We start from the raw sequence: 13,718 nt of genomic DNA, 5'->3' as shown, positions 1-13,718 counted from the left end.
TTTTTTTGCCTGTTGTCCGGAACATCTGCGGCATCGCGCGCACGCTTCCTGAGATTGCCTGTCTGTCACGCCGGTTCTCTGCGACAGCCTCTCCAGCCCGTGACGCTGCGGCTTGTCTCACCCGCTCATTCCCGCCAGTCTGATGCCATGAAAAGTGCAAACGTTCGGGGTTTTACCCTGCCGGAGCTGCTGCTGGTGATAGTGATTGCCGGCATGCTGAGCCTTGCCGCACTGCATGGCTGGCAGCGCTGGCAACAGCGGCAGCAACTGCGCGACAGCGCACAGCAACTGCAGGGCTTCCTGTTGCGGCTGCGTGCGCAGGCCAACCGGCAAAACCGTGACCTGATCCTGTGGTCGCAGCCGGGCATCCCCTGGTGTATCGGGGCAGGCCGCCTGCCTGCGGCCGGTTGTGAAGGGGGAAAACGGCTCCATTTCATCGCTCCCCATGCCGGGGTTACGCTGTATGGGCTGCGCGGTGAACCGGGCTTCTATGGTCGTCGTAATGTCGCCAGGGCGGGCAGCATAGAGCTGGGCAATGCTGCCGGGCGCATCTGGCTGATTATCTCCGCCAGAGCCCGTATTCGTCTTTGCCTGAACGATGAGGAGAACTGCCGTTGAAAGTCGCCGGATTCAGCCTGCCGGAGATGCTGGTCGCACTGGCCATCAGCGCGGTCGTGATGCTGAGTGCCGGGCGGCTTCTGCCGCGGCTGCTGACAGAGAACGCCGCAATGCTGCAGCGGGCACAACTGCGTCAGGAGTTACAGCAGATGATGGCTACCCTGGAAAAGGCGGTGCGGCGTGCCGGTTACTGTCACGGCGAGTGCGGCAGTGGCGCACTCACTCTGCAGGAGAACTGCCTGCTGCTGCGCTGGGATGAAAACAGCAATGGAAAGTGGGAAGGGGTCGGCCATGCCGAAAGTGACTATTACGGCTATCGCCTGCGACAGCAGCAGCTGGAGATGCAGCGGGGTGTGGACCAGTATCACTCTGCGGGCTGGGAGCGGCTCTCCGACCCGGCGTTTATGCGCGTGGAGCAGTTCAGCGTCAGCCGGCAGGGCGAACAGATCAGGATCACGCTGCAGGGGCGGGCCGGACGCTGGCACGAAATGACAGAGCGCTGGGTAGAAGGAGAGAACCTGTGAAGCAGCGAGGCAGCAGCGCGCTGGGCATGGTTCTGATGATCATGGTGATGGGCAGCGTGGCGCTGCACGCCAGCCGCAGGGTGTCAGAGCAGGGTATGCGCGTGCTGGCGGATGAACAGCAGTTTATCCAGGATTTCTGGCGGGCGCAGTCTGCGCTGCAATGGGGCTTAACGCTGAGCTGGTCAGCGCATGCGGAGTCAGGCTGTCAGCAGGAGGTGCGTCAGGGCTGGGTCAGCTGTCTGCAACGGAGTGAAAAAGATGAAGGTCTGCTTAAAGGAGAAGCCAGCGGCAGTGGCATGGCGGTCTGGCAGTGGGTCCGGTTACGGGACAATCAGATCCGCGCGTTACCGCACGGCTGGATTGACTACTGCCCGCTCACACCTCCCGCCGCCTGTCTGTAAAGGCGCAGGCTTCTCCCTGCCAGAGGTGTTATTTGCTCTGTTGTTAATGGCATTAAGCAGCAGCACGCTGTTGCACTATCATCGCGCTCTGGCGCGGGGATTCAGTCAGCAGTGGGCGCAGCAGGAGGCCTGGTACGTCGCTGAACAGCGCCTGGCGGGGCATGAGGTTGCGGGCTGGCAATCCACGCTGCAACAGCAGCCGGGGCCCGCGGGCTGCATGCTGGAACGGGCCGACGTCAGCGGTCCCTTCGGGCGTCATGCCTCCCTGAGCCGACTGCGATGTTAACGCCTGCGGGACGCCCTTTTGATGGGTTTCAACAGCGATACGCGGTAAAGTGACAGGGCCGCAATACCGCAGTCATGTTCTGAGTTACCACAGGAGTTGTCATGTTTCACGTCTATCACTCAAATCAGCTCGATGTGCTGAAGATTCTCGCGGCTGCGGTGATTAAACATGATCCTCTTGATGACCCTTTCGCGTCAGAAATGATACTGGTGCAGAGTCCGGGTATGGCGCAGTGGCTGCAGATGGAGCTGGCGCAGACCTTTGGCATTGCAGCCAACATCGAATTTCCGCTGCCCGCCAGTTTTATCTGGGAGATGTTCGTGCGCGTGCTGCCCGACATCCCGGTAGAGAGTGCCTTCAGTAAGGCCAGCATGAGCTGGAAGCTGATGCACCGGCTGCCGGTGATGCTGGAGCAGGAGGAGTTTACCTCCTTACGTCACTATCTCCATGACGACGGCGACAAGCGCAAACTGTTTCAGCTCAGCTCCCGTGTGGCGGATCTGTTTGACCAGTATCTGGTCTATCGCGCTGACTGGCTCAACAGCTGGGAGCGCGGCGAAAGTATCGACGGGCTGGGCGAAGCGCAGCGCTGGCAGGCCGCCCTGTGGCGCGATCTGGTGAGCTACACCCGCACGCTGCGACAGCCGGAATGGCACCGCGCGAATCTCTATGCGCGATTCATCCGCACGCTGGAGCAGGCGAAGAGCACGCCGGAAAACCTGCCCAGGCGGGTCTTTATCTGTGGTATCTCCGCACTGCCACCGATCTATCTGCAGGCGCTGCAGGCGCTGGGACGTCACATCGACATCCACCTGCTGTTTACCAATCCCTGCCGCGACTACTGGGGCGACATTCAGGACTATGCCTTCCTGGCGAAGCTGCAAAGCCGTCAGCGCCGCCGCCATGACGCTGAGGCGGCGCGTGGGCTGTTCCGGGACGCAGAACAGGCGCCGCAGCTGTTTAACGCGGCCGGTGAACAGCAACTGACGAATCCGCTGCTGGCCTCCTGGGGCAAACTGGGGCGTGACAACCTCTTTCTGCTCAGCCAGATGGATGCCAGCGACGACATCGATGCCTTTGTGGATGTAGAGCCGGACAACCTGCTGCACTGCATGCAGTACGATCTTCTCAATCTGCAGGACAGTGCCATCATCGGGCTGAACGCGGCGGAACTGGCGCACAGCGATCGCAAGCGCCTCCTCGATCCGGCGGATCGTTCGATCGTGGTGCAGGTCTGCCACAGTGCGCAGCGCGAAGTTGAGGTGCTGCAGGATCATCTGCTGGCGATGATGGAGGCTGATCCGACGCTGAAAGCACGCGACATTATTGTGATGGTGGCCGACATCGACGCTTATGCACCGTTCATTCAGGCCGTGTTCGCCAATGCGCCCGCCGATCGCTATCTGCCTTTTGCGATTTCAGACCGGCGGGCCAGTCAGGCGCATCCGGCCATCGTGGCGTTTCTGCATCTGCTGGCGCTGCCGGACAGCCGTTTTGTCTCAGAAGATGTGCTGGCGCTGCTGGATGTGCCGGCGCTGGCGTCCCACTTCGCCATTGATGAAAGCGGCCTGCGTTTGCTGCGGCGCTGGGTCAGCGAGTCAGGCGTGCGCTGGGGGCTGGATGATGCCAGCGTTGAAGCCCTCTCACTGCCGATTACTGGCCAGCACACCTGGCGCTTTGGCCTGCAGCGTATGCTGCTGGGTTATGCGATGGAGAGCCACAACGGCGACTGGGAGGGGATTCTGCCTTATGACGAGTCGAGTGGCCTGGTGGGGGAACTGGCGGGCCATCTGGCTGAGCTGCTTGCGCGGCTGAATCACTGGCGTGAGCGGCTGGCGGAACCCCGCCCGCTGGCGGATTGGCTGCCGATGTGCCGGGAACTGCTGAACGCCTTCTTCACGCCTGATGCGGAAACCGAGGCCGCTTTACTGCTGGTGGAAGAGCAGTGGCAGCAACTGATTCAGTACGGAATGGATGCGCGGTTTGAGGAGGCGATCCCGGTGGCGCTGCTGCGCGACGACCTGCGCAGCCGGCTCGATCAGCAGCGCATCAGCCAGCGCTTTCTGGCCGGGCAGATCAACTTTTGTACCCTGATGCCGATGCGTTCAATACCGTTTCAGCTGGTCTGTCTGCTGGGGATGAACGACGGCGTCTATCCGCGCACGCTTGCGCCGTTAGGCTTTGATCTGATGCAGCAGCAGTCCCGTAAAGGTGACCGCAGCCGCCGTGATGATGACCGTTACCTGTTTCTTGAGGCGATGCTCTCCGCTCAGCAGCAGCTCTACATCAGCTATATCGGCCGGGCGATTCAGGATAATACGGAACGCTATCCCTCGGTGCTGGTCACAGAACTGCTGGATTACATCGGACAGAGTTTTTACCTGGAGGGGGATGGTCATCTGGAGCTGGATGAGAGTGCCGGACGGGTGCGGGCGCATCTGCAGCACCTCAACAGCAGGATGCCGTTTGCCGCTGAGAACTTCCAGCCTGCCGCCAGACTGCAGAGCTTCGCCCGCGAGTGGCTGCCTGCCGCCCAGGGGGCGGGGCAGCCGCAACCCGAATTTGTCCAGCCGCTGACGGCCCCGGACATTGATGCGCTCACCTTAGAGGCCTTTCTGCGCTTCTGGCGGCACCCGGTTCGCGCCTGGTTCCACCAGCGTCTCGGCGTGAGCTTCTGGCTGGAGGAGGATGAGCTGCCCGACAGCGAACCTTTTGCGCTCGACAACCTGGAGCGTTATCAGATCAATGCCCAGTTGCTGAATGCCCTGGTCGAAGGTGAGGATACCCAGCGGCTCTATGCGCACCATCGTGCCGCCGGTAATCTGCCCTACGGCGCATTTGGCGAACTTTTCTGGCAGGCGCAGCGTGATGAGATGCAGGAAGTGGCGGCGGAAGTGGTGAACCAGCGCAGCGACGGCGAGAGCTGGGAAGTGAATCTGCAACTGGAGCAGGTCAGCTTAACCGGCTGGCTGACGCAGGTGCAGAGCGACGGGCTCCTGCGCTGGCGGCCTGGCGTCCTCAACATGAACGATGGCCTGCTGCTCTGGCTGGAGCATCTGATTTACTGCGCGCTGGGCGGCACCGGCAGCAGCCGTATGTATGGCCGCCAGCAGAGCCGCTGGTGTTTTCCTGCCGTGCCGCAGTCAGAGGCGATGGCCGCCCTGAATGACTATATCGCCGGTTACCTCGACGGGTTGCGTCAGCCGCTGATGCTGCTCAGTAAAAGTGGCGGTGCGTGGCTGACCGCCAGCTACGACAAAAAGAGCCAGCAGTTACTCACGGATGAGGCCACGCAGCTGAAGGCGCGCAATCGCCTGCTGACGGCCTGGTCTGGCAGCTACCAGGTGGAGGGAGAGGGCAGCGACCCCTATCTGCAGCGGCTCTGCCGCGTGCTGGATGAGGCGCAACTGCAGCAGATCACTGAGGCGGCGCAGCGCTGGTATTTGCCGGTGCTGGCCGCACATCAGGATGATGAATAGCAGGTCAGATCGCATTTTGCAGACTGACTACACACACAGAAATTTTTGCCTGGCTTTGAGCCGCCGCGTCAGTAATTGGCGGCTTATCGGGAAACAAGAGGGGTTTACATGCGGCTACACGCACGCTGGATAGCGGCACTACTGTTGAGCCTGGTGGCTTGCACCGCCCTGGCGCAGACATCTGCAGGCTGGCAGCCAGTTAACGACACCATTCGCAAAAGTGACCAGGACCCCCGAAACTATCAGGCCATCCGTCTCGATAACGGACTGACGGTATTGCTGGTATCCGATCCGGTGGCACCGAAATCGCTGGCGGCGCTGACGCTGCCGATTGGATCGCTGGACGATCCCGATCAGCAGGCGGGACTGGCTCACTACCTCGAACATATGGTGCTGATGGGCTCAAAGCGCTACCCGCAGCCGGACAACCTGGCCGAATTCCTGAAAAAGCATGGCGGCAGTCACAATGCCAGCACCGCCTCTTATCGCACCGCCTTTTATCTGGAAGTGGAAAATGCGGCGCTGGAACCGGCGGTCGACCGCCTGGCGGATGCCGTGGCGGCACCGCTGCTGGATCCGGTCAACGCTGACCGCGAGCGTCACGCCGTCAATGCCGAGCTGACCATGGCGCGCGCGCGTGACGGCCTGCGCATGGCTCAGGTCGGCGCCGAAACCCTGAACCCGGCACACCCGGCGTCGCGTTTTTCTGGCGGTAATTTAGAGACCCTGAAAGATAAGCCGGGCAGTAAACTGCACCAGGCGCTGCTGGACTTCTACCACACGCATTACTCCGCCAACCTGATGAAGGCGGTCATCTACAGCAACAAACCGCTGCCGGAGATGGCGTCGATTGCGGCCAGAACCTTTGGCCGCATCAAAAATCACCATGCCAGCGTGCCGGAGATTAAAGTACCGGTGGTCACCGATGCGCAGCAGGGCATCATCATTCACTATGTGCCCGCCCAGCCGCGCAAGCAGCTCAAAATTGAATTTCGCATCGGGAACAACAGCGATCGTTTTCGCAGTAAAACGGACACGCTGATCAGCTACTTAATCAGTAACCGCAGCAAAAATACGCTGACCGACTGGCTGCAGAAGCAGGGGCTGGCGGACGGTGTCAATGCCGGCGCCGACCCGATGACCGAACGTAACAGCGGCGTGTTTGCCATTACGGTCTCCCTGACGGATAAAGGCCTGGCGCAGCGTGATGAAGTGGTGGCGGCGGTATTCAGCTACATCAATCTGCTGCGTCAGCAGGGCGACGATAAGCGCTATTTCGATGAGGTTTCTCACGTCCTGGCGCTCGACTTCCGCTATCCCTCCATCACCCGCGATATGGATTACATTGAGTGGCTGGCCGACACCATGCTGCGGGTGCCGGTGGAACATACGCTGGATGCGCCTTACCTGGCCGATCAGTACGATGCCGCCGCGATCGCTGCCCGGCTGCAGGAGATGACGCCGCAACGTGCGCGTATCTGGTACATCAGCCCGCAGGAGCCGCACAACAAAAAAGCCTACTTTGTGGACGCGCCTTATCAGGCAGAGAAAATCACGCCGCAGACCTTTGCTGACTGGCAGCAGCGCGCCAGTCAGATCGCGCTGGCAATGCCTGCGCTGAACCCCTATATTCCGGACGACTTCACGCTGCTGCCCGCTGACGGTAAAACCTGGCAGCATCCGGTCAGACTGGCTAACGACGACGGCATGCGCATTTACTGGATGCCCAGCCGCTATTATGCCCGCGAGCCAAAGGCGGCGATCACCCTGGCCTTACGCAACAGGCACGCTATCAGCGATGCGCGTCAGCAGGTGCTGTTCGGCCTTAATGACTACCTCTCCAGCCTGGCGCTGGACGAGCTTAATTCGCAGGCTTCGGTGGGCGGCATCAGCTTTTCAACCGGTGAAGATGAAGGTCTGGTGTTCAATGCCAGCGGCTTCACGCAGCGCCTGCCGGTGCTGCTGAAGAAACTGGTCGAAGGGTATGCCCACTTCCAGCCGACAGAGCAGCAACTGGCGCAGGCAAAATCCTGGTATCTGGAGCGGCTGGAGGCGGCGGAAAAGGGCAAGGCGTTTGAACAGGCGATTCAGCCGATGCAGATGCTCTCTCAGCTGCCTTATACCCAGCGCGAGACGCGCCGCAGACTGGTCAGCACGATCACGCTTGATGAGGTGACGGCTTACCGCGACGCACTGTTCCGCGATGCGACGCCAGAGATGCTGGTGGTCGGCAACCTCAGTGCAGACAGCGTAACGCAGCTGGGACATGAACTTAAACAGCAGATGCAGAGTCACGCGACCCGCGACTGGCAGAGTCAGTATGTCTCGTTCGATAAACCGCTGAAGGCCAATCTGCAGCAGCCGGGCAGCAGTACCGACTCGGCGCTTGCCGCGCTCTATATTCCGCTGGGTTACAGCGAATATCAGAGCATGGCCAACAGCTCCATGCTGAGCCAGATCGTGCAGCCGTGGTTCTACAACCAGCTGCGCACAAAAGAGCAGCTCGGCTATGCGGTGTTTGCCTTCCAGATGCCGGTCGGCCGACAGTGGGGCGTTGGCTTCCTGCTGCAGAGTAACAGCCGGCAACCTGACTGGCTGCTGCAGCGTTACCAGGCGTTCTATCCCGAGGCGGAAAAACGTCTGCGCAACATGAGCCAGGCCGATTTTGCGCAGTATCAGCAGGCGATGATCAATGACCTGCAGCAGCGTCCCCAGACGCTGGATGAAGAAGCCGATCGTTACAGCCGGGACTTCGATCGTCAGAATGAGACGTTTGATACCCGGCAGAAAGTGATAGAGCAGGTGCAGCTGCTCACCCCGGCCAGCGTGGCAGACTTTTTCCGCAAGGCGGTTATCGAACATAATGGCATGGTCATGACCTCGCAGATTGCGGGCAGTAACAATGGCAAAATTGACTATGCCCGGCAGCCTGGCTGGAAAACCTGGGATGAAGTGGCGCAGTTGCAGCAGTCGCTGCCGGTAAAGAGTGAGACCCAATGACGCAGTTACCCCCCGTATCGCTGAATCCTTTAACGCTGCCGCTCAGGGGTGAGCGGCTGATTGAGGCGTCTGCGGGCACCGGAAAAACCTTTACCATTGGCCTGCTCTATCTGCGCCTGCTGCTGGGGCTGGGTGAAGAAAACGCCTACAGCCGGCCGCTCTCGGTTGAAGAGATTCTGGTGGTGACCTTTACCGAGGCCGCCACCGCCGAGCTGCGCGGCCGTATCCGCGAGAACATCCACCAGCTGCGTCTGGCCTGTATCCGGGGCAAAAGCAGCAATCCGATGCATCAGCAATTACTGGAGCAGATGCCGGATCTGAGTCAGGCCGCGGCGCAGCTACTGGCCGCCGAAAGGCAGATGGATGAAGCCGCCATCTTTACCATCCACGGCTTCTGTCAGCGGATGCTCAATCTGAATGCGTTTGAGTCGGGCATGCTGTTTGAGCAGGAGCTGATCGAAGATGAGCAGGCGCTGCTGAAGCAGTCCGCCGCCGACTTCTGGCGTCGCCAGTGCTATCCGCTGTCGCTGGATGTGGCGCGGATTATCGCCGCGGAGTGGAGCGGGCCGGACAGCCTGCTGGCCACGCTGCGTCCCTGGCTTCAGGGCGAAACGCCAGGACTGAAACGACCGCCCGCGGCCGATGAGACGCTGGCCTCCCGCCATGCCCGCAATCTGGCGCGCATCAACGCCATCAAACAGCAGTGGCAGGCGCTGAGTCGCGACGTTGAAGGCATCATCAGCGCCTCAGGCGTGGATAAGCGCAGCTACAGCAGTAAACATCTGCCCAACTGGGTCGCCAGAGTCACCCAGTGGGCCAGCAGTGAGACGCTGGATTATCAGCTGCCGAAAGAGCTGGAGCGGTTTGGCCAGCAGGTGCTGGAGGAGAAAACCAAAAAGGGTGAAGCACCACGTCACGCCCTGTTTGAGGCGATCGACCAGTTTCTGGCAGAGCCGCTGTCGCTGCGGGATGTGATCATTGCTCAGGCGCTGATCGATGTACGCGCCACGGTTCAGCGCGAGAAGCGGTTGCGGGCTCTGTTAGGTTTTGACGACCTGCTCAGTAAGCTGGATGAGGCGCTGCAACAGCCTGGCGGGGTTCTGCTCGCGGAAACCATCCGGGCGCGTTTCCCGGTCGCCCTGATTGACGAATTCCAGGATACCGACCCGCAGCAATATCGTATTTTCCGCACGCTCTATGTGAATCAGCCGGAGCAGGCGCTGTTTCTGATCGGTGACCCGAAACAGGCGATCTACGCCTTTCGCGGCGCGGATATCTTTACCTATCTGCGGGCCAGAAACGAAGTCAGTGCTCACTACACGCTGGATACGAACTGGCGCTCTTCGCCGGAAATGGTCGAAAGCGTTAACCGCCTCTTCTCGCAGCTTGAGTCACCGTTCCTGTTCTCGGCAATCCCTTTTCAGCCGGTGCAGCCTGCGGCACCCAATCAGTCACTGAAACTGATTTATGATGGGCAGCCGCAACCGGCGTTACGCTTCTGGCTGCAACCCGGTGAGGGCGTCGGCAGCAGTGATTATCAGCAGTTTATGGCGCAGCAGTGTGCCGCCGACATCAGCCGCTGGCTGGTGGCCGGACAGCAGGGGCGCGCCTTTGCAGGAAAAGGTGAGGCGCTGCAGCCGGTGCGGGCTTCCGAAATCACGGTGCTGGTGCGCAGCCGCAATGAAGCCACCTTAATCCGCGATGCGCTGAATGCGCTGGCGATCCCCTCGGTCTACCTCTCCAGCCGCGACAGCGTCTATACCACGCCGGAAGCGCGTGAATTACTCTGGCTGCTGCAGGCGATTCAGGCCCCGGAGCAGGAGCGCTTACTGCGCAGCGCACTGGCGACCTCTATCTTTGGCATTGATGCGGCGACGCTGGAAACGCTGAGCCAGAATGAACGCGACTGGGATGCGCTGGTCGAGCAGTTTGCCGTCTGGCAGCAGCTGTGGCACCAGCGCGGCGTGTTACCGATGCTGCGCGACGCGATGATCAAACGGCAGCTGGCGGAGAATATGCTGGCGTCGGAGAACGGAGAACGGCGCCTGACCGATCTGATGCATCTGGGGGAACTGTTGCAGGAAGCCTCAGTGCAGCTGGAGAGCCCGCACGCGCTGGTGCGTTTTCTGGCGCAGCAGATTGCCCGCCCGAACAGCCAGGCCGCCAGCCAGCAGCTGCGTCTGGAGAGCGACCGCCACCTGGTGCAGATTATCACCATCCACAAATCGAAAGGGCTGCAATACCCGCTGGTCTGGCTGCCGTTTGCTGCCGGATTCCGCGAAGCGGCCAGTGCGCTTTACCACGACCGCGAAAGTTTTGCGGCCCTGCTGGACGTTCAGGGCGATGCACAAAGCCTGGCGCTGGCAGAAGAGGAGCGTCTGGCAGAGGATCTGCGCCTGCTCTACGTGGCGCTGACCCGCTCGGTGTATCACTGCAGCGTCGGGATTGCGCCGCTGATCAAAGGCACGCGCAAAAAAGAGGGCGAAAGCGACCTGCACAAGAGCGCGCTCGGCTATCTGATTCAGAAAGGCGAGGCGGCCGATGCGCAGCAGCTCAGCCGTTCTCTGCAGGCGTTAACCGGGACGGGCATTGCGCTGGTCGAGGCAGATCTGCTGCCCGGCGAACGATGGCAGGATGCGCAGCCGGGCGACGACGTCCTGAGCAGCCGCGTCGTGACTCAGGCGCGAACGGATGTCTGGCGGATCACCAGTTATTCCGGCCTGCAGCAGCACCACAGTTCGCCGCTGCTGGATGCATTGCCCAGCTTCGATATTGACGCGGCGGGCGAAGAGGAGAGCGGAGAAGAGACGGCACTGACGCCGCACCATTTTCCGCGCGGTGCGGCACCCGGTACGTTTCTGCACGGCCTGTTTGAGTCTATCGACTTTACTGAACCGCCGGACCGCATCTGGCTGGAAGATCAGCTGCAGCATAATGGCTACCCGCTGAGCTGGTTGCCCGTGCTGGAGACGTGGATCGCGCGGGTGTTAGAGACCCCGCTCAACGCGGAGGGGCTGACGCTGTCGGCGATCAAAAGCAGCGAACGGCTGATCGAGATGGCGTTCTATCTGCCGATCGATAATCTGCTGACGGCAGCCGGGCTGGATGCGCTGCTGCGGCGGCACGACAGCCTCTCTCAGCAGGCTGCCTCGCTGGATTTTCGTCAGGTGCGGGGCATGCTGAAGGGCTTTATCGATCTGGTCTTCCGCTGGCAGGGAAAATATTATCTGCTCGACTACAAGTCGAACTGGCTGGGGGAAAGCCACAGCGCTTACACCCAGGAGGCGATGGCGCAGGCGATGATCGGGCACCGCTACGATCTGCAGTATCAGCTCTATACGCTGGCGCTGCATCGCTATCTGACCCATCGCCTGCCGGATTACCGCTACGATCGCGATTTTGGCGGCGTCTTTTATCTGTTTTTGCGCGGGATGGATGGCAGCTCGCCCGACAACGGCATTTTTGCTACCCGCCCCTCCGCAGAGTGTGTGGAGGAGATGGATGCACTGTTTGGTAAGAACGGAGAGAGAGGATGAGTGACATGCTGAGTCTGCTGCTGCAGGCAGTCGACAAACGTCTCCTGCGTCCGCTGGATATTCAGTTTGCCCGCCTTGTGGCCGCTGAATCACAGCCTGCGCTGCTGCTCGCGGCGGCCTGCGTCAGCGCCGAGGCGGGCGAGGGGCACGTCTGTTTACCGCTGAGCAACCTCTGTGAAGCCCGGCTGTTTGCCGGCCGGCAGCCTGCACTGGCTCAGGCGATCTGGCAGGCTGCTGGTGCGCCCGATAACTGGTCAGCTCGTCTTGCTGACTGGTCGGCGGTCAGCGACGGCAGTCGGGTGACGCCCCTGGTGCTGAGCAATCAGCGTCTCTACCTGCATCGTCTGTGGCACAGCGAAGGCCGGGTTGCCGACTTTTTTGCCGCTCAGGAGATGACCTCCGCGCTGGATATGCGTGCCGCCGGTGAGGTGCTCAACAGCCTGTTTGGTGACCAGCCGGAAAACTGGCAGAAGATTGCAGCAGCGGTGGCGCTGACCCGCAAGACGGCGGTGATCTCCGGCGGCCCCGGCACCGGGAAAACCACCACCGTGGCGAAACTGCTCGCGGCGCTGATTCGTCTGCATCCCGGCGCGCTGCGGATCCAGCTGGCGGCCCCGACCGGTAAAGCTGCCGCGCGGCTGACCGAATCTCTGGGCAGGGCACTGCAGGATCTGGCCGTGAGTGACGAAGAGCGTCAGCGTTTTCCTGCTGAAGCCACGACCCTGCATCGCCTGCTGGGCGCGCAACCTGATACCCAGCGCCTGCGCTATCATGCCGGTAACCGGCTGCATCTTGATGTGCTGGTGGTGGATGAAGCCTCGATGGTCGATTTGCCGATGATGGCCAAACTGATTGCCGCGCTGCCGCCGCATGCCCGCGTGGTGTTTCTGGGCGATCGCGACCAGCTGGCCTCGGTTGAGGCGGGGGCGGTACTGGGCGACATCTGCCGCTGTACCGAAAGTGGCTACAGCCAGGCGCGGGCAGAACAGCTTGCCCTGCTGACCGGCTGCACCCTGCAGGGCAGTGACGATCTGCAGGCGCCGACGGTGCGCGACAGCATCTGCCTGCTGCAGAAAAGTTACCGTTTTGACGCCTCATCCGGCATCGGTCTGCTGGCAAAAGCCATCAATCGTGGTGACGCGGAGGAGGTCAGGGCGGTGTTTGCTGAGGCCTATGAGGATGTCAGCTATCAGCCGCTGGACAGTGCGGAAGCCTATCAGGCGATGCTGGATGAAGTCGCCGCTGGTTATCAGCCCTTCCTGCAGCTGATCAGGGAGCAGGCCTCACCCGCAGAGGTGATTGCGGCGTTTGGCCGTTATCAGCTGCTCTGTGCACTGCGAGACGGCCCCTTTGGCGTGCAGGGGCTGAATCAGCGCATCGAACAGCGGCTGATGCAGCTGCAGCGCCTCCGTCGTCCTGGCATCGGCAGCCGCTGGTATGCCGGGCGGCCGGTGATGATCACCCGCAATGACAGCGCGCTCGGCCTGTTTAACGGCGACATTGGCATTGCGCTGCGTGATGATGAGGGCAACCTCCGGGTCTTTTTCCCGCTGCCGGATGGCACGATCAAAGCGATTCAGCCGAGCCGTTTACCCTCACATGAAACCGCCTGGGTCATGACGGTGCATAAATCACAGGGGTCGGAGTTTGACCACACTGCGCTGGTCATGCCAACTCAGTCTCTGCCGGTACTGACCCGCGAACTGGTTTACACCGCCATTACGCGCGCGCGGCGTCAGCTGACCATCTACAGCGAACCGGGTGTGTTTCAGCGCGCCGTGCAGCTGCAGACGCAGCGACGCAGTGGTCTGGTCGATCGCCTGAGCGCAGCAGGATAGAAGAGAGGGGAGAGTTCACATCCATGATCGCTCTCC

8 protein-coding genes are annotated in these 13,718 nt (G+C 61.2%); all 8 read left to right on the top strand.

Going from position 1 to position 13,718, the window contains the following annotated elements; genetic code table 11:
* The first annotated feature begins 147 nt into the window (after positions 1-147).
* Positions 148-618, top strand: a complete 471-nt coding sequence (locus OXR04_RS10970) for a prepilin-type N-terminal cleavage/methylation domain-containing protein (RefSeq protein WP_267370056.1) — start codon at positions 148-150, stop codon at positions 616-618.
* Positions 615-1,142, top strand: a complete 528-nt coding sequence (locus OXR04_RS10965) for a prepilin peptidase-dependent protein (protein ID WP_267370058.1) — start codon at positions 615-617, stop codon at positions 1,140-1,142. The genes OXR04_RS10970 and OXR04_RS10965 overlap by 4 nt, the downstream gene beginning before the upstream one ends.
* The gene (locus tag OXR04_RS10960) at positions 1,139-1,543 is read left to right on the top strand and encodes a DUF2509 family protein (RefSeq protein WP_267370060.1); all 405 of its coding nucleotides are present in this window, start codon (positions 1,139-1,141) and stop codon (positions 1,541-1,543) included. The genes OXR04_RS10965 and OXR04_RS10960 overlap by 4 nt, the downstream gene beginning before the upstream one ends.
* 46 nt (positions 1,544-1,589) lie before the next feature.
* Positions 1,590-1,829, top strand: a complete 240-nt coding sequence (locus OXR04_RS10955; RefSeq protein ID WP_267370557.1) for a prepilin-type N-terminal cleavage/methylation domain-containing protein — start codon at positions 1,590-1,592, stop codon at positions 1,827-1,829.
* A 101-nt stretch (positions 1,830-1,930) separates the two neighbouring features.
* A complete protein-coding gene (gene recC / locus OXR04_RS10950; protein WP_267370061.1) occupies positions 1,931-5,308 on the top strand; it encodes an exodeoxyribonuclease V subunit gamma in 3,378 nt (1,125 codons plus the stop codon).
* Between the two features lie 108 nt (positions 5,309-5,416).
* The gene (ptrA, locus tag OXR04_RS10945; RefSeq protein ID WP_267370062.1) at positions 5,417-8,308 is read left to right on the top strand and encodes a pitrilysin; all 2,892 of its coding nucleotides are present in this window, start codon (positions 5,417-5,419) and stop codon (positions 8,306-8,308) included.
* Complete coding sequence (gene recB, locus OXR04_RS10940; RefSeq protein ID WP_267370064.1) at positions 8,305-11,844, top strand: exodeoxyribonuclease V subunit beta; 3,540 nt, start codon at positions 8,305-8,307, stop codon at positions 11,842-11,844. The genes ptrA and recB overlap by 4 nt, the downstream gene beginning before the upstream one ends.
* Positions 11,841-13,682, top strand: coding sequence for an exodeoxyribonuclease V subunit alpha (recD, locus tag OXR04_RS10935; RefSeq protein WP_058958013.1), 1,842 nt, complete (start codon positions 11,841-11,843; stop codon positions 13,680-13,682). Before recB ends, recD begins: the two co-directional genes overlap by 4 nt.
* Positions 13,683-13,718 lie beyond the last annotated feature (36 nt).

It is taken from the genome of Pantoea sp. GM_Pan_3 (assembly GCF_026541045.1).
GTDB classification, from domain to species: Bacteria; Pseudomonadota; Gammaproteobacteria; order Enterobacterales; family Enterobacteriaceae; genus Pantoea; species Pantoea anthophila.
Note: the sequence above shows the minus strand (reverse complement) of the source record. Positions and strands in the feature narration are given on the sequence as shown.

Bases quoted from the DNA above. Each gene is read 5' to 3' on its own strand.
- OXR04_RS10970 (WP_267370056.1), top strand. From the start codon at position 148: ATGAAAAGTGCAAACGTTCGGGGTTTTACCCTGCCGGAGCTGCTGCTG.
- OXR04_RS10955 (WP_267370557.1), top strand. From the start codon at position 1,590: ATGGCATTAAGCAGCAGCACGCTGTTGCACTATCATCGCGCTCTGGCG.
- recC (WP_267370061.1), top strand. From the start codon at position 1,931: ATGTTTCACGTCTATCACTCAAATCAGCTCGATGTGCTGAAGATTCTC.
- ptrA (WP_267370062.1), top strand. From the start codon at position 5,417: ATGCGGCTACACGCACGCTGGATAGCGGCACTACTGTTGAGCCTGGTG.
- recB (WP_267370064.1), top strand. From the start codon at position 8,305: ATGACGCAGTTACCCCCCGTATCGCTGAATCCTTTAACGCTGCCGCTC.
- recD (WP_058958013.1), top strand. From the start codon at position 11,841: ATGAGTGACATGCTGAGTCTGCTGCTGCAGGCAGTCGACAAACGTCTC.